A 19,932-nucleotide genomic window follows, 5' to 3' on the forward strand; every position below is an offset into this window, starting at 1 on the left:
TAGCCCAGAGGGCCCACACCATACGCCTCCTCGATCAATGGCTCCGGGCGGCATAATCGGCAGTTCCCCTGGCGCGGGAATCGGGCAGGGATTTAATTCACCGCGTCGAGTTAACCCTATCGGAGGAGTGATTGGCGGCGGAGGCGCGGGAACCGCACCTACAGGCTCCGCCGGGTCCCGTCCTGGAAGCGGTCGCATGCCACAGTTCGGCACCCAGGGTACCGCCCCGCTTGGAGGCGCACCGGGCATGCATGGGCCATCCGGGATGAGTGGTGCGCGTGGCCGGCTTGGGCAGACCGAGGAGAAGGATGGCCAGCAGCGACGCTGGGACCCTGACAATCCTTGGGAAGTCGACTCCGGGGTAGACCCCATCGTTCGCCCTCCTGAGGACGAAGGGCCCATAAACCCCGGTCCTGCCATCGGCTTTGATCGGTGAAGTGGTCGGGCTTGTGGCTCCGCTTCGTCATCTACGCCACGTCAACTGCCCTAGCGTCCAGCCTTAACATATCGCCTGTGACCGCCCCCGCGTTTGCGGCCATGCTGAACAATCCCTCCAACCGGATCCGAGCCGATCAGTGGCACCTTCAGTATTTGAAGACGAGCGAAGCGCAGGCCATTAGTCAAGGCGAGGGAGTCACGGTCGCAGTGCCAGACACTGGAGTTGCTCCACATCCGGACCTGCAGCGTAACCTACTTGCGGGTGTGGACATCATTCCGGGAGGGAGCGGCGACGGCCGGCAAGATAACAACAGCCACGGCACTGGGATGGCCGGGCTTATTGCCGCTCACGGCCAAGGCAACGGCAGAGGAGCACTCGGCATTGCCCCTAAAGCGAAGATTTTACCCCTGTTCGACACTCCTGCGGATGGACTTGGAGACCCAGACGACCTCGCGAAAAGCATAGAAATTGCAATATCCCGTAGGGTTGAAGTAATTAGCATCTCAGCGGCTAGTTCACCCACTCCCCGCCTTCAACACGCAATACGTGAGGCCATCGGCGCCAATATTGTTGTTGTGGCAGCGGTCGGGAATGCGCCCCGCGAGACTGAAGCCGCTTACCCTGCCTCCGAGAAGGGGGTGATTGCAGTTGGTGGCATTGATCGCTCGGGCAAGCGGGCGAGAGCTTCCGTCACCGACCCACAGGTCGACGTAGTGGCGCCGGCCGTAGACATTTACAGCACGGGCCTCAGGGGAAGCTACCGCAGGAGCACGGGCACCTCGGATGCCACCGCCATCGTTGCTGGGGCGGCTGCGCTGATCCGGTCGAAGTATCCCGACCTGCCTGCTCAGGAGGTGGCGCACCGCTTGACCGCCACCGCCATCGACAAGGGCCCACCCGGCCGGGACGACGAGTACGGCTACGGCGTCATCGACCTTGTCGCTGCGCTGACGGCAGACGTACCCCCGCTGGGTTTTGAGTCGTCGGCGGTGACCGCGCCGGCCACCCCGACCGTCGCGGAGCCGGCGTCGGACGGCGACGACGACGGCGCGACGGCGCGTGGGCTGGCGACGTTGGGGGTGCTGGTGGCGGCCGGGGGCGGCTACCTGCTGTGGCGTCGTCGTCGTGCCGGCGACCCGCCGCCGCGGATCAGCCGGTAGCGTCGGCGGGGTGTCGAATCCGGTACCGCTGCGCCTCGTGCTCGCCTCCCAGAGTCCCGCCCGCCGCAAGCTGCTCCACGCTGCGGGGATCGAACCCGACGTGCTGGTCAGCGGGGTGGACGAGTCGCAGGTGGTCAGCGACCGGGCCGAGGAGCTGTGCCTGGAGCTGGCGCGGTTGAAGGCGCAGGCGGTGGCCGGTCGGCTGCGGGCCACGCCGGACGAGCGGACGCTGGTGCTGGGCTGCGATTCAGTGCTCGGGTTCGACGGCGAGATCTTCGGCAAGCCGACCGATGCGGCGGACGCCACCCGGCGGTGGGAGCGGATGCGGGGGCGCAGCGGGGTGCTGCACACCGGGCACTGCCTGATCGACGTGACGCACGAGGCGCGGGCGGAGGCGGTCGCGTCGACGACCGTGCACTTCGCGGACGTCAGTGACGAGGAGATCGCCGCGTACGTGGCGACGGGTGAGCCGTTGGCGGTGGCCGGGGCGTTCACCATCGACGGGCTGGGTGGGGCGTTCCTGACCGGCATCGAGGGCGACCCGGGGACGGTGGTCGGGTTGAGCCTGCCGCTGCTGCGGTCGCTGCTCACCGAGTTGGAGCTGAGCGTCACCGATCTGTGGACGAAGGTCGCGCCGGGGGGCCAGGAGGTGGAGCATCTCGGTTAGCGTCCGGTCATGAGTTCGAAGCCGCTGCCCCTGACGCCGGAACTGCACGCCTATCTCGTCGCGCACGGGTCCGCTCCCGACGAGGTCGTCCGTGAGCTGGAGGAGGAGACCCGGGCGGTGCTGCCGGATCGGGCGGTCATGCAGGTCGCCCCGGAGCAGGCCGCGTTCCTGACGTTCCTCACCCGGCTGCTCGACGTGCGGCAGGCGGTGGAGGTGGGCACCTTCACCGGCCTGTCGTCGCTGGCGATCGCCCGGGGTCTGGCCGACGGCGGCCGGTTGACCTGCTTCGACATCTCCGAGGAGTACACGGACATCGCCCGTCGGTACTGGGCCCGGGCCGGCGTCGCGGACCGGATCGAGCTGCGGATCGGGCCGGCCGCGGAGACGCTGCGGGCGCTGCCCCGGGAGCGCTACCTGGACCTCGCGTTCATCGACGCGGACAAGGTCGGCTACCCGGTCTACTGGGACGAGCTGGTGCCGCGGATGCGGCCGGGCGGCCTGGTCGCGGTGGACAACACGCTGCGCGCCGGTCGCGTCCTCGCGCCGGAGAACGCCGACGATCGGGCGGTCGCCGCGTTCAACGACCAGATCATGGCCGACGTCCGGGTCGACGTGGTGATGCTCCCCCTCGCCGACGGGGTCACCCTCGCGCGGGTCCGCTAGGCCCGACTCGACGGCGCCGACGTGGCGGTGTCCAGAGCCCGGCACCGCGACGTCGGCGCCGTGGAGTCGATCAGAAGGCGGTGACCGGCTCGGGGTCGCGGGTCGGCTCGGCGGCGCGTAGCGCGCGGCCGAGCCGCACGGCGAGCAGCACCGCCGCCGCGATGAAGCCGGGCAGCAGCAGGAAGGCCAGGTGCGGCCCCACCCCGTCGGCCACCCACCCCAGCACCACCGGCGCGATCCCGAAACCCACCCCCATCGAGTACGACGACCAGCCGGCCGCCTTGTCGGCGGCCGGTCCGGCGACGGCCAACGCGATGGAGATCACCAGGGGGTAGTGCAGCGCGTTGCCCAGGCCGAGCACGACCAGCCCGGCGACGGCGAGCCAACCGGTCGACGCGACCCAGAAGAGCGTGAACCCGGCCAGTGACACGGTCAGCGCTCCCAGCAGCAGCGGCACCGGCGGCCAGCGCAGCGCGAACCGGCCACCGACGAGGCGGCCGACGAACATGCCGCAGACGATCGCGGCCACCGCGGCGGACGCCCCGCCGGCGCTGAGCCCGGCGTGGGTGCGCAGCACGTCGGCGGTCCAGAGCGACAGGCACACCTCGATCGAGCCGGTCACCGCCATCAGCACCCAGGCGATCCAGTACGAGCGGGGCAGCCGGTCGGACCGGTCGACGGGAGCGGGAGCGGGGCGGACGGCGACACGGGTCGGCTGGACGGCGGGTTCCGCCGCGGCGGCGGTCACCCCGACGGGGTCGGCGGGAGCCGCGACAGCGGGGGCGGTGGCCGGCAGGCGTACCCGGAAGGTCAGGGCGGCGAGGGCGACCAGCGTGATCAGCCCGACCTCGACGGCCATCACCGGCCGCCAGCCGAGGCCCGCGTCCACGGATCCACCGATCACCAGCGGGGCGAGGATGCCCATGCCGGCGCAGGCGGCGTTGGCCTCGGTGACCGCGGCGGGCGCCGCCGGACCGTGCCGGTCGGTGAGCACCACGGACACCCCGCTGATCACCATCATGCCGAAGGTGGCGATGACGGCGACCGCGGTGATGGTGGCGGGCAGCGGACGCAGCAGCCCCAGCGCGGCGGCACCGACGGCCACCCCGGCGAGGCCGAGCCAGGTGGCGGGGCCGCGACCGAAGCGGCGGGCGGTCGGCGCGAAGAGCGCGCCGCCGAGCATCGCGCCGACCGCGATGCCGGTGCTGTGCAGGCCGGCGACGGCGGCGCTGGTGCCCTGTTCGTCGCGGAGCAGGGGTACGACGGGACCGAAGCCGTAGAGGAAGAAGCCCCAGAGCCCCAGCTGGGCGTAGGTCAGCCAGGTGAGCTTGTCACGGGTGAGGCGGGGCACCGGCCTTACGCTACAAGCGTCCGACCGGTGCCCCGCCCCCGATGAGAGGCAGCTCTCCCGCCCCTCCCGCTCACCGGACGCTGCGGGCGAACTGGCGGGCGGCCCAGACGACGGCGGCGACGGCGAGGACGGCGATGATGGTCAGGCCCTGCCAGACCTTGTCGTTGCTCAGGTCGCCGGCGAAGAGCGCGCGGGTGCCGTCGACCGCCCAGGAGAACGGGTTCCACTTCGCGACGCCCTGGAGCCAGCCGGGCGCGAAGGTCAGCGGCAGCAGGATGCCGGAGAGCAGCAGCACCGGCTGGGCGACGGTGTTCATCAGCGGGGCGAGCGCGTCCTCGCTCTTCACCTTGAGCGCGACACCGTACGAGACCGCCGAGGTCATCAGCGCGATCAACGCCAGCATCAGGTACGCCAGCAGCAGGTGGCCGAGGGTGACGCGCAGGTCGAACAGGAGCGCCAGCAGGGTGATGATGACCGCCTGCACGATCAGCGAGACGACGTCCCGCAGGGCGCGGCCGAGCAGCAGGGCGAGCCGGCTGACCGGGGTGACCCGGGAGCGTTCGATGACTCCGGCGCGCAGCTCGGCGATGAGGCCGAAGCCCTGGAAGAGGCCGCCGAAGATGGCGAGCAGCACCAGCAGGCCCGGTACGAAGATCTTGTAGGCCGCCGCCTGGCTGGGCGCGTTCAGGGCGGGCTTGAGCAGGGGGGCGAAGAGCAGCAGGTACATCACCGGCTGGAAGACGCCGACGAAGACCCAGACCGGGTTGCGCAGCAGCAGCAGGATCTGGCGCTGAAAGACCAGCCAGGTGTCACGGAGGAGTTTCATGATGGGGTCTCCGGTTCTCAGGACTCGCGCAGCGAGCGGCCGGTCTTGGTGAGGAAGACGTCGTCGAGGCTGGGTCGGTGCAGCTCGATGGAGCGCAGGTCCAGCCCGGCGTGGTCGAGGCGGCGCAGCACCTGCGGGATGGCGGTGGCGCCCTCGTCGACATAGAGGCGCAGACCGCCCTCGTCGGCGGTCTCCAGCTTGGTGACGTACTCCTCGGTGTCGAGCAGTTCCGCCGCGCGGGGGGTGGTGGCCCGGTCGAGGCCGACGAGCACCACCTCGCCGGAGATCTCGCGCTTCAGCTCGGTCGGGGTGCCCTCGGCGACGATCTCGCCGTTGTCCATGATCGCGATGCGGTCGCAGAGCGCGTCCGCCTCGTCCAGGTAGTGCGTGGTGATGAAGACGGTCATCCCGTCGGCGCGCAGCCGGCGGATCTCGTCCCACATGTGCGCGCGGCTCTGCGGGTCGAGGCCGGTGGTGGGCTCGTCCAGGAAGACGATCCGCGGGGCGTGGATGATGCCGAGGGCGATCTCGACGCGGCGGCGCTGGCCGCCGGAGTAGGTCTTGCACTTGCGGTCGGCGTACTCGGTGAGCTGGAAGGCGGCCAGGGCGGTGGTGGCCCGGCGTTCCGCGTCGGCCTTGCCGATGCCGTACATCCGGGCCTGGAGGACCAGCTCCTCGCGGGCGGTGGACTCGTCCCAGGTGCTGCCGCCCTGGGCGACGTAGCCGATCCGGCGGCGCACCTCGGCGGGGTCCTTGCGCAGGTCGGCGCCGGCGATGGTGGCCTCACCGCCGTCGGGCTCGATGAGGGTGGCGAGCATCCGCAGGGTGGTGGTCTTGCCGGCGCCGTTGGGGCCGAGGAAGCCGAAGATCTCCCCCTCGGCGACGTCGAGGTCGACGCCGCGGACCGCGTCGACGGTCTTCGTCTCGCGACCCGCCCGGGAGCGGAAGGACTTCCGCAACCCCCTGGTCTCGATCATGTCTGCTCCTGGTCGTCCGGGCCGGAGGGGACCGGCCGCCGATCGTCCGCGACGGAGACACACGACTCCCTCACGTTCGGGTCGAGGCTAACGCGATATAGCTCTTGTGGTCAACGTTGATTATTTCGCGTCAGCCGTCCGGCCCGGCTCCCCGTCGGACCAGCCGGGCCACCCCTCGCCCCGCGCCGGCCCCGCCGGCAGGTACGACACGCCGGAGTCGATCCGGTCGGCGACCCGTTCGCACCATGCCATCTCGGCCTCCGCCCGGGCGGACCACAGCTCGAACATCCACCCGACGTGCACCGGCTTGCTGGTGCGGATCCAGTCGGACTCCAGCGAGGCGCGCATCGACTCGATCCCGGCGCGCAGCAGGTTGGCCCGGTTCCGCAGGGCGGCCGCCGCCTCGTCACGGGGCAGCGCGGGCAGGAACGAGAACGCGGCGGTGAACGGGTCGGGCCGCTCCTGGACCTGCCACCACTGCGCCCGCAGCAGGCCCTCGAACTCGTCCTCGCCCTTCGGCGTCACCTCGTACGTGGTCCGCGCCGGCCGGGCGCCCACCTGCTCGGTGGAGACCGCCCGCAGCAGTCCCTCCTCGGTGAGCTTGCGCAGCGCGTGGTAGATCGAGCCGGGCTGCACGTTGGCCCACCGGTCGGCACCCCAACTGAGCAGTTCGCGCCGCACGTCGTAGCCGTGCACCGGCTGCATCCACTTCACCAGGCCGAGAATCATCATCCGGGTAGCCGACATCGGACAAGCGTAATAGACAAGTTTGACTAGGGGTTGGGCCGACAGTGCGGCATCCCACACTGAGCGATCGTTAGGGCGACGAGGACGGCCGATACACTCCCGGCAACGACCTCCCGGGAGGAGCCACCAAGGTGCGCAAGGTACTCATCGCCAACCGCGGCGAGATCGCCGTCCGCGTCATCCGCGCCTGCCGCGACGCCGGTCTGGGCAGCGTCGCCGTCTATGCGGACTCGGACCGGGACGCCCTGCACGCCACCCTGGCAGACGAGGCGTACGCCCTCGGCGGCGACACCGCGGCCGAGAGCTACCTGCGGATCGACAAGCTGATCGACGTGGCCCGCAAGGCCGACGCCGACGCCGTCCACCCCGGCTACGGCTTCCTCTCCGAGAACGCCGACTTCGCCCAGGCCGTCATCGACGCCGGGCTCACCTGGATCGGCCCGACCCCGCAGGCGATCCGCGACCTCGGCGACAAGGTGACCGCCCGGCACATCGCCCAGCGCGCCGGCGCGCCCCTGGTGCCCGGCACCCCCGACCCGGTCAACAACGCCGACGAGGTGATGGCCTTCGCCGTCGACCACGGCCTGCCGGTCGCCATCAAGGCAGCCTTCGGTGGCGGCGGTCGCGGCCTCAAGGTGGCCCGCACCATGGAGGAGATCCCCCAGCTGTTCGAGTCGGCCACCCGCGAGGCGGTCGCCGCGTTCGGCCGGGGCGAGTGCTTCGTCGAGCGCTACCTCGACAAGCCCCGCCACGTCGAGGCGCAGGTGCTGGCCGACCAGCACGGCAACGTGATCGTGGTGGGCACCCGGGACTGCTCGCTCCAGCGGCGGCACCAGAAGCTGGTCGAGGAGGCCCCCGCGCCGTTCCTCACCGACGCCCAGCGGGCGCAGATCCACGACAGCGCGAAGGCGATCTGCCGGGAGGCCGGCTACCACGGCGCCGGCACGGTCGAATACCTGGTCGGGGTCGACGGGACCATCTCCTTCCTGGAGGTGAACACCCGCCTGCAGGTGGAGCACCCGGTCACCGAGGAGACCGCCGGCATCGACCTGGTCCGCGAGCAGTTCCGCATCGCCGACGGCGAGAAGCTGCGCCTCACCGAGGACCCGACCCCGCGCGGGCACGCCATCGAGTTCCGGATCAACGGCGAGGACCCGGGCCGCAGCTTCCTGCCCGCCCCGGGCACCGTCACCGCGCTGCGGCTGCCCAGCGGCCCGGGCGTCCGGGTCGACACCGGCATCTCGGCCGGCGACGTGATCGGCGGCAACTTCGACTCGCTGCTGGCCAAGGTGATCATCGTCGGCGAGACGCGTACCGAGGCCATCGAGCGGGCCCGCCGGGCGCTGGACGAGATGGTCGTCGACGGGATGGCCACCGCGCTGCCGTTCCACCGGCTGGTCGTCCGCGACGAGGCGTTCACCGCCGAGCCGTTCACCGTGCACACCCGGTGGATCGAGACCGAGTTCGACAACACCGTGCCGCCCTTCACCGCCGCCGCCGGGCCCGCCGAGGCGCCGGCCGAGCGCGAGACCGTCGTGGTCGAGGTGAGCGGCAAGCGGCTGGAGGTCGTCCTCCCCGCCGGCCTCGGCGGGGGTACGGCAGCCGCCGCGCCCGCCGCGAAGAAGCCGGCCCGCCGGGGTGGCGGGGCCAAGGCCGGCGCCACGGTCAGCGGCGACGCGCTCGCCTCCCCCATGCAGGGCACCATCGTCAAGATCGCCGTCGCGGACGGTGACACCGTCGCCGAGGGCGACCTGGTCGTCGTCCTCGAGGCGATGAAGATGGAGCAGCCGCTGCACGCCCACAAGGCCGGCACGATCAGCGGCCTCTCCGCCGAGGTCGGCGCGGTGATCACCGCCGGCGCCGCGATCTGCACCATCGCCTGATCCTGCGCTTCGTACCCGCCGGGCTCGGTCCACACCGGCCCGGCGGGGCCCGGGCCTGGCCCGGCGTACCAGTCTGAGCCGGCGTGCCCGACCTGGCCCGGCATGCCGGTGTGGGCTGGCGTGCCCGTCCTGGTCCGGCGTGCCGGTGTGGGCTGGCGTGCCCGGTCTGGCCCTCCGCCCTGGCTGCGGCGGCACCCCCGACCGCCGCCCTCCGCCCGCCGTGTCGTGGCGAACCGGCACCTGCCTGTTGAGCGATATGCCTCAGCGGCATAAATATGACTGAGCGGCATATCGCGGAAATCCCAGTCGTCCCCTCCAGCCGTCGGGCAGGTCGAGACCGGCCTGTCACGCCGGGCAGTCGGGCCAGGCCGGGCAGTCGGGCCAAGCCGGGCATTCGGGCCAGGCCGGGCAGTCCAGGGAACGGCGCAGGTCGAGCCGATCGACCCCGGACCGGCACCCGGGCGGCCGGCAGGCGCGGTTCCGGGACGGGCGGGCGGGTGGTTTCGGCCACCGGCGGCGGCGGTACCGGGCGGCACCGGGGATGATGGCCGGGTGCGGTTCCTTCATGGCGCGGTCCCCGCGCACGACCTGACCTACAACGACGTCTTCATGGCGCCGGCCCGCTCCGAGGTGGGCTCGCGGCTCGACGTCGACCTCGCCACCAACGACGGCACCGGCACCACCATCCCGCTGGTGGTGGCGAACATGACGGCGGTCGCCGGCCGACGGATGGCCGAGACGGTGGCCCGGCGCGGCGCGATCGCGGTCATCCCGCAGGACATCCCGATCGAGGTGGTGGCCAACGTCGTCGCCTGGGTCAAGCAGCGGCACCTGGTGCACGACACCGCCATCACGCTGGGCCCGACCGACACCGTCGGCGACGCGATCCACCTGCTGCCGAAGCGGTCGCACGGCGCGGTGATCGTGGTCGACGAACAGAGCCGCCCGCTGGGTGTGGTCACCGAGGCGGACACCGTGGGCGTGGACCGCTTCGCGCAGCTGCGGCACGTGATGTCGACGGAGCTGCACACCGTGCCGGCTGACGCGGATCCGCGTACCGGCTTCGACCGGCTCTCGGCCGGGCGACGGCGGCTCGCCCCGGTGGTGGACGGCGAGGGACGGCTGGTCGGGGTGCTGACCCGGCAGGGCGCGCTGCGCGCCACCCTCTACACGCCGGCAGTGGACGACCGGAACCGGCTGCGCGTCGCCGCCGCCGTGGGCATCAACGGCGACGTCACCGGCAAGACCGCCGCGCTGCTGGAGGCCGGGGTGGACACCCTGGTGGTGGACACCGCGCACGGCCACCAGGAGCGGATGATCTCCGCGCTGCGGGCGGTCCGCAAGCTCGACCCGGCGGTGCCGGTGGCGGCCGGCAACGTGGTCACCGCCGACGGCGTACGCGACCTGGTCGAGGCGGGTGCCGACATCGTGAAGGTGGGCGTCGGCCCGGGTGCGATGTGCACCACCCGGATGATGACCGGCGTCGGCCGGCCGCAGTTCTCCGCGGTGCTCGACTGCGCGGCGGCGGCCCGGCAGCTGGGCCGGCACGTCTGGGCCGACGGCGGCGTACGCCACCCGCGGGACGTGGCGCTGGCGCTGGCCGCGGGCGCGTCGAACGTGATGATCGGCTCCTGGTTCGCCGGCACCTACGAGTCCCCCGGTGACCTCTACACCGACGCGGACGGCCGGCGGTACAAGGAGAGCTTCGGGATGGCGTCGGCCCGGGCGGTCAGCGCGCGGACGGCCGAGGACAGCGCCTTCGACCGGGCCCGGAAGGCGATCTTCGAGGAGGGCATCTCCACCGCGCGGATGTACCTCGACCCGGCCCGCCCGGGGGTGGAGGACCTGATCGACGAGATCATCTCCGGGGTGCGCAGCTCCTTCACGTACGCCGGTGCCCGCAGCCTGGACGAGTTCCACGAGCAGGCGCTGGTCGGCGTGCAGAGCGCCGCCGGTTACACCGAGGGCATGCCGCTGCCGACGAGCTGGTGACCCCGGACGGGGCCCCCGCTTCACGGCGAGGGCCCCGACGGTCAGGGGAACAACCGGCCGACGACCGTACGGGCGGCCGTCTCCGGATCGGGGCCGACCCGGTCCGGCAGGGCGCCGGCGAGCCAGAGCGTGGCGAAGCCGTGCACGATCGACCAGGCCGCGAGCGCGTCGACGTCGGGGCCCCGACCGGTGTGCCGGGCCACCCCGAGGCGCAGCAGCTCCCCGGCCCGCTCGCGGGCCGCCGTCAGCCCCGGATCGTCCGCCCGGTGCAGGTCGGGGCGGAACATCACCTCGAAGTGCGCCCGGTGTCGGACGGCGAAGCACACGTACGCGACCCCGCTCTCCCGGAAGTCGTCGCCGGCCCGCCGCAGCGCCTCGGCCAGCAGCTCGAAGCCCTGCGTGGCGAGGGCGGTGAGCAGCCCCGCCTTGTCCCCGAAGTGGTGCGCGGGGGCCGCGTGCGAGACGCCGGCGCGACGGGCCAGGTCGCGCAGGCTCAGCGCGGCCGGCCCGGACTCGGCCATCGCCTCCGCCGCCGCCGCGAGCAGGGCGCGACGTAGGTCTCCGTGGTGGTACGACTGCGACGAGGTCATGCCCGCAACTCTAACTTGTCATTGACAAGATGACGCCCACCGGGGCAATCTTGTCGGCGACAAGATTGCCCTTCGGAGGGATGACGCATGGCACCCCTGATCGCCCTTCTCGCCGGCACCGCCCTGGCCCGGATCGCCGGCCTGCTCGGCGTCGACGCCCTCGACGGATGGCACCCCGCCCTGCGGATCGGCCTGGCGTCGATGTTCGTGCTGACCGGCCTGGCCCACTTCCGGTCCCGGCGCCGGGACCTGATCGCCATGGTCCCGCCCGCCCTGCCCCGGCCGGACCTGCTGGTCACCCTCACCGGCGTGCTGGAACTCGGCGGTGCGCTCGCCCTGCTGGCGCCGGCCACGGCACGGTGGGCGGCAGCCGGCCTGGCGCTGCTCATGCTGGCGATGTTCCCGGCCAACGTCTCGGCCGCACGACGCCGGCTGACCCTCGCCGGCCGGCCGGTGACCCCGTTGGGCGTCCGGACGGTGCTCCAGATCGTCTTCGTGGCCGCCGCGGTCGCGGTCGCTCTCGGCGGCTGATCCACGGGGAGAGCCCCGGCCACTCCGGCCGGGGCTCTCCTCCTGTCAGACCTGGGCCGGTTCGGCGTCGGCCGGTGGCGCGACGGTGGCTTCGGGGCGTACCCGGGGCAGGCGCAGGCAGGCGATCAGGCCGAGCAGCAGGAACCCGGCGGCGGAGAAGGCCGCGTACCGGGTGGCGTCGGAGAAGGCGACCTTCGCCGCGTCGGCGATCGGCGCGGTACGCGGGTCCGCGGCCAGTCCGGTGATCGCCGCGCCGGCGCTCTCCTTCACCGCGGTCACCAACTGCTCGCGCTGGGCGGGAGCCACCCCGGGCTGGTCGGCGAGGCGGTCGGTGAGGATGCCGCCGAGGCTGGCGAAGAGCACGGTGCCGAGCACCGCGATGCCGAGCGCGGAGCCGACCTGACGGGCGGTGCTCTGCAGGCCGGAGCCCTGGCCGCTGCGCTGCACCGGCACCTCGGAGAGGGAGACGCCGGTGAGCTGCGCGGTGGCCAGGCCGACGCCCACGCCGTACGCGAAGAGGAAGCCCACCGGGGCCCACCAGGCGGTGTCGGGCGCGACGACGAAGCCGAGGCCGGCCACGCCGACCAGCTCGGCGGCGACGCCGAGCTGGACCACCCGGGCCGGTCCCCAGCGCTGGGTGAGCGGCGCGCCGAGCCCGCTGGCCAGGAAGCTACCGACGGCCAGCGGCAGCAGCGCCAGGCCGGTACGGAAGGCGCTGTAGCCGAGCACGTTCTGGAACCACAGCGGCAGGGCGAAGAGCAGGCCGAACTCGCCGAGGCTGACGATCGCGGCGGCCAGGATGCCGTTGCGGAAGGAGCCGATGCCGAAGAGCGACACGTCGAGCAGGGCGGGGCGGCCGGCCCGGTTGCGACGCAGCTGCTGGGCGAGGAAGACGCCGAGGGCGGCGAGGCCGAGCAGACCGGCGACCGGCACCGGGGAGATCGCGGCGGTCCAGTCGATCCCGAAGAGGCTGAACGGCTTCTCCCGCTGCCACCAGCCGTAGGTGCGCCCCTCGATGAGGGCGAAGACGACGCCGGTCATGCCGACCACGGAGAGCAGCGCGCCGAGCAGGTCGACCCCGCGTTCGGCCCGGTCGTCCCGGGACTCGGCGACCAGCAGGAGGGTGGCGGCGACGACGGCGATCCCGACCGGGATGTTGATGCCGAACGCCCAGCGCCACGAGTACGTGGTGGTGAGCCAGCCGCCGAGCAGCGGGCCGAGGGCGGCGGCCCCGCCGATGGTGGAGCCCCAGATGGCGAAGGCGATGCCCTTCTCCCGGCCGGTGAAGTTGGCGTTGAGCAGGGAGAGCGAGGTGGGCAGCATCATCGCGCCGCCGATGCCCTGGAGCACCCGGGAGGCGATCAGCGTCTCGCCGGAGCCGGCGAGCGCCGCCAGCACGCTGGCCAGCACGAAGACGGTCACCCCGGCGACGAACATCCGCCGGCGTCCGGACCGGTCGGCGAAGCGCCCGGCGACCAGCAGCAACGCCGCGAAGACCAGGGTGTACGCCTCCTGCACCCACTGCGCGTCGGTGGAGGTGATCTTCAGGTCGCGGATGATCTGCGGTACGGCGACGTTCACGATCGTGGCGTCCACGATGATCATCGCCACGCCGAGGCTGATGGCGAGCAGCCCCCACCAGCGTCCGCGTCCGTCGCTGCGCATCACGGCCTCCTCATCGTTAGCTAGATTTTCTAGCTACCCGGCCTGCTAGCTTTTACCCATGGAGGGGGTTTCGTCAACCGCAGGATCGGCACCGGCCGGTGGACCACCGACGACCAGCGAAGCGGCCCGGGCGCTGCGCGAAGTGCTCCGCGTCGCCGGGGACACCCGGTCGGCACTGGCCCGGCGGCTCGGCATCGGCGCGACCGACGCCGCCGCCATCGACCACCTCATCTCCAGCGCCGAGCCGCTCGGGCCGGTGGAGCTGGGCAACCGGCTCGGGATCCGCTCCGCCTCGGCCACCACGCTGGTCGACCGCCTGGTGCAGGCCGGCCACGTCGAGCGGGCACCGCACCCGAGCGACCGACGTCGCCTCTCGCTCCAGGTCACCGAGCACGCCTTCACCGAGGTGCTGGCGGCGCTGCGGCCGATGCTGGCCGGGGTCGAACAGGCGGTCGCCCGGCTCACCCCCGAGCAGGCGGAGGCGACCACGGCGTTCCTGCGGGAGGTCGCCGACGTGATGCGCGACTACGTCGCCACCGCCCCGGACGACGCCGCCACCCCGCGCCGCCCGGCACCCCGCGACTGACCCGGGCCACCCCTCCGGGAAATTAGTTTGGGGCCTTACGGTCCGGGAGCTAATCTGACGGGCGTGAAGATGGAACCACTCGTCCGCTTCCCCGACATCCTGCATCAGGCGCCGATCGGACGACTCCTCTCGATCGCCGGCCACGTGGTCGAGCAGGGCTGGGGGCGCTACCTGGCCGAGCACCACGGGCTCACCCCGGCCGGCATGCGGGTGCTGCTGATCCTCGGCCGGGTCGGCGACAGCACCCACCGGGAGATGGCCGAACGCTGCTTCGTCCGTCCCGCCACCCTCACCGGGATCGTCGACACCCTGGAACGTGACGGCTTCGTCGAGCGCCGCCGGGACAGCGCCGACCGGCGCACCGTGCAGCTCACCCTCACCGACAAGGGGCGCGAGCACACCCGCACCCTCATCGACCTGATCCACAGCGACCGCCCGCTCACCTCCGTCGACGCCGACCCGGCGAAGAAGGAGGTGATCCGGGAGTTCCTGATCGAACTGATCACGACCATGTCCGACGGGGACCTCGTCAGGTTGAACAGGGACAGCGACCGGGATTCCACCACCGACTCCACACCGGGGGGCTGTCCATGCTGATCCGCCTGCTCCGCGCCCGGCTACGCCCGTACCGGCGGGCGCTGGCGGGGGTGATGTTGCTCCAGTTCGTCGGCACGATCGCCTCGCTCTACCTGCCGACCCTCAACGCCGACATCATCGACCGGGGCATCGCCCGCGGCGACACCGACTACATCGTGCGTACGGGCGGGTGGATGCTGCTGGTCAGCCTGCTCCAGATCGCCTGCTCCGTGGCCGCGGTCTACCTCGGCGCGAAGACCGCCATGGGCTTCGGGCGGGACGTCCGCGCCGCCGTCTTCGGGCACGTCAACCGGTTCTCCGCCCGCGAGGTCAACCGCTTCGGCGCGCCCTCGCTGATCACCCGGAACACCAACGACGTCCAGCAGGTGCAGATGCTGGTCCTGCTGACCTGCACCATGCTGGTCGCCGCGCCGATCATGAGCGTCGGCGGGGTGGTGATGGCACTCCGCACCGACCTCGGGCTCTCCCGGCTGATGCTGGTCAGCGTGCCGGTCCTGGCGATCGCGCTGGGCCTGGTGATCCGGCGGATGATGCCGGGCTTCCGGCTCATGCAGACCCGGATCGACACCGTCAACCGGGTGCTGCGCGAGCAGATCAGCGGCATCCGGGTGGTCCGCGCCTTCGTCCGCGAGCCGTACGAGACGCGACGCTTCGGTGCCGCGAACGCCGACCTGACCGCGACCGCCCTGCGGATCGGTCGCCTCCAGGCGCTGATCTTCCCGATCGTGATGCTGGTGCTCAACGCCTCCAGCGTCGCGGTGCTCTGGTTCGGGGCGGCCCGGGTGGACGCCGGTCAGATCCAGGTCGGCGCGCTCACCGCGTTCCTGCAGTATCTGATGCAGATCCTGATGGCGGTCATGATGGCCACCTTCATGCTGATGATGGTGCCCCGCGCGGCGGTCTGCGCCGAACGCATCGTCGAGGTGCTGGAGACCGAGTCGTCGGTGGTGCCGGCGGCCGAGCCGATGATGGTGGTGACCCGGCGCGCCGAGCTGGAGCTGCGCCGCGTCACCTTCCAGTACCCGGGGGCGAGCGCGCCGGTGCTGCACGACATCTCGTTCCGGACCGGTCCCGGCCGCACCACCGCGATCATCGGCTCCACCGGTGCGGGAAAGACCACCCTGCTCACGCTGATCCCCCGACTGGTCGACCCGACCGCCGGCGCGGTGCTGGTCGACGGGGTGGACGTCCGGCTGCTGGAACCGGACGAGGTGTGGCGCCGGATCGGGTTGGTGCCGCAACGGCCGTACCTGTTCAGCGGCACGGTCGCCAGCAACCTCCGGTACGGCGACCCGGACGCGACCGACGAGCAGCTCTGGCGGGCGTTGGAGATCGCCCAGGCGCGGGACTTCGTGAGCCAGTTGCCCGGCGGGCTGGCGGCCCCGATCGCGCAGGGCGGCACGAACGTCTCCGGCGGCCAGCGGCAGCGGCTCGCCATCGCCCGGGCGCTGGTCCGGCAGCCGGAGATCTATCTCTTCGACGACTCGTTCTCGGCGCTCGACCTGAGCACCGACGCCCGGCTGCGCGCGGCGTTGCGGCCGGTCACCGCGGACGCGGCGGTGGTGATCGTGGCCCAACGGGTCTCCACGATCGTGGACGCCGACCAGATCATCGTGCTGGAGGACGGAAGCGTGGTCGGCATCGGTCGACACGCCGAGCTGCTGGAGAGCTGCCCGACGTACGCCGAGATCGTGGCGTCCCAGCAGACGGCGGAGGTGCCGGCATGAGCGGCGCGACGGGACGGCCCGGGCCGTGGGACGGCGTACCGGGGCAGAAGCAGGGCGCGGAGGCGGCGACGCCGAAGCGGCTGCCGCCGGCCGGGCGGCGGACCGGTGGGCCGCCGTGGATGGGTGCCGCGATGCCCGCCGAGAAGTCGATGAACTTCGGGCCGTCGGCCCGCCGGCTGCTCGGCCGGCTGCGGCCGCACCGGTTCCAGCTCGCCGCCGTGGTCGCGCTGGCGGTGCTGAGCGTCGGGCTCAGCGTCGCCGGGCCGAAGCTCCTCGGTAAGGCCACCGACCTGATCTTCAGTGGGGTGATCGGCCGGCAACTGCCCGCCGGGACGACCACGGAGCAGGCCGCGGCGGCGGCCCGGGCGGCCGGCAACGACAACTTCGCCGACCTGCTGACCCGGATGGACGTGGTGCCCGGCGCCGGGATCGACTTCGCCGCGCTCGGCCGGGTGCTGGCCCTGGCCCTCGCGCTCTACGCGGCGGCCAGCCTGCTGATGTTCTGGCAGGGCTGGCTGCTCAACGGGGTGGTGCAGCGGACCGTGCTGCGGCTGCGCGCAGAGGTGCAGGAGAAGCTCAACCGGCTGCCGCTGCCCTACTTCGACCGCCAGCCGCGCGGCGAACTGCTCAGCCGGGTCACCAACGACATCGACAACATCTCGCAGACCCTCTCGCAGACCCTCAGCCAGCTGCTCACCTCGCTGCTGACCCTGGTCGGCGTACTGGCGATGATGTTCTGGATCTCGCCGCTGCTGGCCCTGGTCGCGCTGGTCGCGGTGCCGCTGTCGATGCTCGTCACCCAGCTCATCGCCAAGCGGTCGCAGCGCCGGTTCATCGCCCAGTGGCGGCACACCGGCGAGCTGAACGGCCAGATCGAGGAGGCCTACACCGGCCACGAACTCGTCAAGGTCTTCGGTCGGCAGCGCGAGGTGGAGGCCGCCTTCGCGGCCAAGAACGAGGAATTGTTCCAGGCCAGCTTCAGCGCCCAGTTCATCTCCGGGATGATCATGCCGACGATGATGTTCATCGGGAACCTGAGCTATGTCGCGATCGCCGTCGTCGGCGGTCTGCGGGTGGCCTCCGGATCGATGACCCTCGGCGACGTGCAGGCCTTCATCCAGTATTCCCGGCAGTTCACCCAGCCGCTCACCCAGGTCGCCTCGATGGCGAACCTGCTCCAGTCGGGGGTGGCCTCCGCCGAGCGGGTCTTCGCGGTGCTCGACGCCGACGAGCAGGCCCCCGACCGGGCGGCACCGGCCCGGGTCACCGGCCGGGTGGAGTTCGACCACGTCCACTTCCGGTACGACCCGGACACCCCGCTGATCGAGGACCTGTCGCTGGTGGCCGAGCCCGGGCACACCGTCGCCATCGTCGGTCCGACCGGCGCCGGCAAGACCACCCTGGTCAACCTGGTCATGCGCTTCTATGAGCTGGACGCCGGCCGGATCACCCTGGACGGGGTGGACATCACCTCGATGCCCCGGGACGAGCTGCGCAGCCGGATCGGCATGGTGCTCCAGGACACCTGGCTCTTCCACGGCACCATCCGGGACAACATCGCCTACGGGCGACCGGACGCCGGTGAGGAGGAGATCCTCGCCGCCGCCCGGGCCACCTACGTGGACCGCTTCGTGCGCAGCCTCCCCGACGGGTACGACACCGTCATCGACGAGGAGGGCAGCAACGTCAGCGCCGGCGAGAAGCAGCTCATCACGATCGCCCGGGCCTTCCTGGCGGAGCCGTCACTGCTCATCCTCGACGAGGCGACCAGCTCGGTGGACACCCGGACGGAGGTGCTGCTGCAACGGGCGATGGCGGCGCTGCGCTCCGACCGGACCAGTTTCGTCATCGCGCACCGGCTCTCCACCATCCGCGACGCCGACCTGATCCTGATGATGGAGCACGGCCGGATCGTCGAACAGGGCACGCACGAGGAACTGCTCGCCGCCGCCGGAGCCTACGCTCGCCTCTACCGGTCGCAGTTCACCGCCGCCGACACCGATCAGACGGCCGACCCGCTGCCCCGGCAGACGACGGTGGGGAGCTGAGCATGGTCGGTCGGCAGCAGGTCGGGCGAGCGGGCGGCGACGACCGCGCCGATCAACCCGAGGGCGGCCGCGACCGGCATCGGGTCCAGCCCGCGACCGTCGCGCAACCGCAGCGAGACCGACCCGTCGGCCGCCTCCCGGGCACCCACCACCCCGGCGTACGGGGTCCGGCGGCGGGCCGCGTCGCGGATCCGGGCGCCCAGCGAGCCGGCGAGGTCGACCTCGACCCGCAGCCCGGCCGCCTCGGCCCGGCGGGCCAGCTCGTACGCGGCGTCGGCCTGCCCGTCGTCGACCGGGAGGAGCACCAGCTGCACCGGGGCGTACCAGGCCGGGAAGGCACCGGCGTGCACCTCGATCAGGTACGCGAAGAGCCGCTCCATGCTGCCGACCAGGCTCCGGTGCACCATCACCGGTCGACGCCGCGCCCCGGACGGGTCGGTGTACGACAGGTCGAACCGCTCCGGCTTGTCGAAGTCGAGCTGGACGGTGGAGAGGGTCGACTCGCGGCCGGCGGCGTCCACGATCTGGACGTCGATCTTCGGCCCGTAGAAGGCCGCCTCGCCGGGGGCCTCGGTGTAGTCCATCCCGTCGAGCGCGGCGCGGAGCAGCTCCTCGGCCCGCGCCCACTGGGCGTCGTCGCCGACGTACTTCTCCCCCGGCCCGCGCAGCGACAGCCGGAACCCCGCCGGTCGTACGCCGAGCGCGGCGTGCGCCTCGCGGATCAGCCGCAGGATCTCGCGGACCTCGTCGCCGACCTGCTCCAGGGCACAGAAGTTGTGCGCGTCGTTGAGCGAGATGGCACGCACCCGGGACAGCCCGCCGAGGACGCCGGAGCGCTCCGCCCGGTACATGCCGCCCAGCTCGGCGACGCGCAGCGGCAGCTCCCGGTAGGAGCGGCCCCGCGCGGCGAAGACCAGCGCGTGGTGCGGGCAGAGCGCCGGCCGGAGCAGGAACTCGTCGTCGGCGCTCAGCCGCATCGGCGGGAACATGTCGTCGGCGAAGTAGCCGAGGTGGCCGGAGCGCTCGAACAGCTCCCGTCTGCCCAGCGGCGGGGAGTAGACGTGCCGGTAGCCGTTGCGCCGCTCCAGCTCCCGGACGTACTCCTCGACGGCGTGCCGGGCGGCGGCGCCGGCGGGCAGCCAGATCGGCAGCCCGGCGCCCGCGAGCGGGTCGGAGGCGAACAGCTCCAGGTCCCGGCCGAGCCTGCGGTGGTCGATCATGTCGCTCTCCTTGATCGGGTACGACCCGGAGGCGAGCTGGCCCGGAACACCACGAGGCCCCGGAGCGGTTCGCCCCGGGGCCTCGTCGACGGTTACGTCAGTGCGGCGCGCCGGGGATTCCCGGCGTCGTGGTCACCATCGCGCTGCACATACGACGACGGTACGGCCGCGCCCACGGTGCGCGCATCCCGGTTTCGTCGGGGCGCCGCCGAGGTGGGTGAGCGGAGAGAGGGGGCGGGTCGCCGGCACGGGACCTGCCGGCG

17 protein-coding genes are annotated in these 19,932 nt (G+C 72.2%); 10 read left to right on the forward strand and 7 right to left on the reverse strand.

Annotated elements, in window-relative coordinates; all coding sequences use genetic code 11:
• Positions 1 to 537: 537 nt before the first annotated feature.
• The 3 genes from ABUL08_RS19295 to ABUL08_RS19305 are packed head-to-tail and all read left to right on the forward strand — an operon-like array spanning position 538 to position 2,929.
• Complete coding sequence (locus ABUL08_RS19295; protein ID WP_350938718.1) at positions 538 to 1,599, forward strand: S8 family serine peptidase; 1,062 nt, start codon at positions 538 to 540, stop codon at positions 1,597 to 1,599.
• A 10-nt stretch (positions 1,600 to 1,609) separates the two neighbouring features.
• The gene (locus tag ABUL08_RS19300) at positions 1,610 to 2,266 is read left to right on the forward strand and encodes a Maf family protein (protein WP_350931321.1); all 657 of its coding nucleotides are present in this window, start codon (positions 1,610 to 1,612) and stop codon (positions 2,264 to 2,266) included.
• A 9-nt stretch (positions 2,267 to 2,275) separates the two neighbouring features.
• Complete coding sequence (locus ABUL08_RS19305) at positions 2,276 to 2,929, forward strand: O-methyltransferase (RefSeq protein ID WP_350931323.1); 654 nt, start codon at positions 2,276 to 2,278, stop codon at positions 2,927 to 2,929.
• A gap of 70 nt (positions 2,930 to 2,999) precedes the next feature.
• Here ABUL08_RS19305 and ABUL08_RS19310 read toward each other — a convergent pair whose 3' ends face one another.
• The 4 genes from ABUL08_RS19310 to ABUL08_RS19325 all read right to left on the reverse strand — a co-directional run bounded on the left by ABUL08_RS19310 (position 3,000) and on the right by ABUL08_RS19325 (position 6,830).
• Positions 3,000 to 4,280 (reverse strand): MFS transporter, encoded by a 1,281-nt coding sequence (locus tag ABUL08_RS19310; RefSeq protein WP_350931324.1) that lies wholly within the window; start codon positions 4,278 to 4,280, stop codon positions 3,000 to 3,002.
• A 70-nt stretch (positions 4,281 to 4,350) separates the two neighbouring features.
• A complete protein-coding gene (locus ABUL08_RS19315) occupies positions 4,351 to 5,106 on the reverse strand; it encodes an ABC transporter permease (protein WP_350931325.1) in 756 nt (251 codons plus the stop codon).
• Between the two features lie 17 nt (positions 5,107 to 5,123).
• Positions 5,124 to 6,083, reverse strand: a complete 960-nt coding sequence (locus ABUL08_RS19320; protein WP_350931326.1) for an ATP-binding cassette domain-containing protein — start codon at positions 6,081 to 6,083, stop codon at positions 5,124 to 5,126.
• A 120-nt stretch (positions 6,084 to 6,203) separates the two neighbouring features.
• The gene (locus ABUL08_RS19325) at positions 6,204 to 6,830 is read right to left on the reverse strand and encodes a PadR family transcriptional regulator (protein WP_350931327.1); all 627 of its coding nucleotides are present in this window, start codon (positions 6,828 to 6,830) and stop codon (positions 6,204 to 6,206) included.
• Between the two features lie 131 nt (positions 6,831 to 6,961).
• On the opposite strand from ABUL08_RS19325, the gene ABUL08_RS19330 reads away from it, so the two are divergent.
• Together ABUL08_RS19330 and ABUL08_RS19335 are read left to right on the forward strand one after the other, a co-directional pair.
• The gene (locus tag ABUL08_RS19330) at positions 6,962 to 8,713 is read left to right on the forward strand and encodes an acetyl/propionyl/methylcrotonyl-CoA carboxylase subunit alpha (protein ID WP_350931328.1); all 1,752 of its coding nucleotides are present in this window, start codon (positions 6,962 to 6,964) and stop codon (positions 8,711 to 8,713) included.
• 552 nt (positions 8,714 to 9,265) lie between these two features.
• The gene (locus ABUL08_RS19335) at positions 9,266 to 10,705 is read left to right on the forward strand and encodes a GuaB1 family IMP dehydrogenase-related protein (protein ID WP_350931329.1); all 1,440 of its coding nucleotides are present in this window, start codon (positions 9,266 to 9,268) and stop codon (positions 10,703 to 10,705) included.
• 41 nt (positions 10,706 to 10,746) lie between these two features.
• Here the strand turns inward: ABUL08_RS19335 and ABUL08_RS19340 are convergent, their stop codons facing one another.
• Positions 10,747 to 11,295 carry a TetR/AcrR family transcriptional regulator gene (locus tag ABUL08_RS19340; RefSeq protein WP_350931330.1) on the reverse strand — a complete coding sequence of 183 codons (549 nt, stop codon included), beginning with the start codon at positions 11,293 to 11,295 and terminating at the stop codon, positions 10,747 to 10,749.
• Between the two features lie 87 nt (positions 11,296 to 11,382).
• Here ABUL08_RS19340 and ABUL08_RS19345 point away from each other — a divergent pair, with 87 nt between their 5' ends.
• Positions 11,383 to 11,826, forward strand: a complete 444-nt coding sequence (locus ABUL08_RS19345; protein ID WP_350931332.1) for a DoxX family protein — start codon at positions 11,383 to 11,385, stop codon at positions 11,824 to 11,826.
• Positions 11,827 to 11,871: 45 nt separating this feature from the next.
• Here ABUL08_RS19345 and ABUL08_RS19350 read toward each other — a convergent pair whose 3' ends face one another.
• Positions 11,872 to 13,491 (reverse strand): MFS transporter, encoded by a 1,620-nt coding sequence (locus ABUL08_RS19350; protein WP_350931333.1) that lies wholly within the window; start codon positions 13,489 to 13,491, stop codon positions 11,872 to 11,874.
• 58 nt (positions 13,492 to 13,549) lie between these two features.
• Here ABUL08_RS19350 and ABUL08_RS19355 point away from each other — a divergent pair, with 58 nt between their 5' ends.
• From ABUL08_RS19355 to ABUL08_RS19370, 4 genes are all read left to right on the forward strand, one after another.
• Positions 13,550 to 14,077, forward strand: coding sequence for a MarR family winged helix-turn-helix transcriptional regulator (locus ABUL08_RS19355; RefSeq protein WP_350931334.1), 528 nt, complete (start codon positions 13,550 to 13,552; stop codon positions 14,075 to 14,077).
• A gap of 69 nt (positions 14,078 to 14,146) precedes the next feature.
• Positions 14,147 to 14,674 (forward strand): MarR family winged helix-turn-helix transcriptional regulator, encoded by a 528-nt coding sequence (locus tag ABUL08_RS19360; RefSeq protein ID WP_350938719.1) that lies wholly within the window; start codon positions 14,147 to 14,149, stop codon positions 14,672 to 14,674.
• The gene (locus ABUL08_RS19365; RefSeq protein WP_350931335.1) at positions 14,668 to 16,401 is read left to right on the forward strand and encodes an ABC transporter ATP-binding protein; all 1,734 of its coding nucleotides are present in this window, start codon (positions 14,668 to 14,670) and stop codon (positions 16,399 to 16,401) included. Before ABUL08_RS19360 ends, ABUL08_RS19365 begins: the two co-directional genes overlap by 7 nt.
• Before the next feature lie 119 nt (positions 16,402 to 16,520).
• A complete protein-coding gene (locus tag ABUL08_RS19370) occupies positions 16,521 to 18,449 on the forward strand; it encodes an ABC transporter ATP-binding protein (RefSeq protein ID WP_350938721.1) in 1,929 nt (642 codons plus the stop codon).
• Here ABUL08_RS19370 and thrS read toward each other — a convergent pair.
• Positions 18,404 to 19,684: a threonine--tRNA ligase gene (gene thrS, locus ABUL08_RS19375; RefSeq protein ID WP_350938723.1), complete on the reverse strand. Its 1,281-nt coding sequence runs from the start codon at positions 19,682 to 19,684 to the stop codon at positions 18,404 to 18,406. The genes ABUL08_RS19370 and thrS overlap by 46 nt on opposite strands.
• Positions 19,685 to 19,932: the final 248 nt, after the last annotated feature.

It is taken from the genome of Micromonospora sp. CCTCC AA 2012012 (assembly GCF_040499845.1).
GTDB lineage: Bacteria > Actinomycetota > Actinomycetes > Mycobacteriales > Micromonosporaceae > Micromonospora > Micromonospora mangrovi.

Coding starts and splice junctions, on each gene's coding strand:
- ABUL08_RS19295 (WP_350938718.1), top strand. CDS start 538: ATGCTGAACAATCCCTCCAACCGGATCCGAGCCGATCAGTGGCACCTT.
- ABUL08_RS19305 (WP_350931323.1), top strand. CDS start 2,276: ATGAGTTCGAAGCCGCTGCCCCTGACGCCGGAACTGCACGCCTATCTC.
- ABUL08_RS19315 (WP_350931325.1), bottom strand. CDS start 5,106: ATGAAACTCCTCCGTGACACCTGGCTGGTCTTTCAGCGCCAGATCCTG.
- ABUL08_RS19320 (WP_350931326.1), bottom strand. CDS start 6,083: ATGATCGAGACCAGGGGGTTGCGGAAGTCCTTCCGCTCCCGGGCGGGT.
- ABUL08_RS19325 (WP_350931327.1), bottom strand. CDS start 6,830: ATGTCGGCTACCCGGATGATGATTCTCGGCCTGGTGAAGTGGATGCAG.
- ABUL08_RS19340 (WP_350931330.1), bottom strand. CDS start 11,295: ATGACCTCGTCGCAGTCGTACCACCACGGAGACCTACGTCGCGCCCTG.
- ABUL08_RS19345 (WP_350931332.1), top strand. CDS start 11,383: ATGGCACCCCTGATCGCCCTTCTCGCCGGCACCGCCCTGGCCCGGATC.
- ABUL08_RS19350 (WP_350931333.1), bottom strand. CDS start 13,491: ATGCGCAGCGACGGACGCGGACGCTGGTGGGGGCTGCTCGCCATCAGC.
- ABUL08_RS19355 (WP_350931334.1), top strand. CDS start 13,550: ATGGAGGGGGTTTCGTCAACCGCAGGATCGGCACCGGCCGGTGGACCA.
- ABUL08_RS19360 (WP_350938719.1), top strand. CDS start 14,147: ATGGAACCACTCGTCCGCTTCCCCGACATCCTGCATCAGGCGCCGATC.
- ABUL08_RS19365 (WP_350931335.1), top strand. CDS start 14,668: ATGCTGATCCGCCTGCTCCGCGCCCGGCTACGCCCGTACCGGCGGGCG.
- ABUL08_RS19370 (WP_350938721.1), top strand. CDS start 16,521: ATGGGTGCCGCGATGCCCGCCGAGAAGTCGATGAACTTCGGGCCGTCG.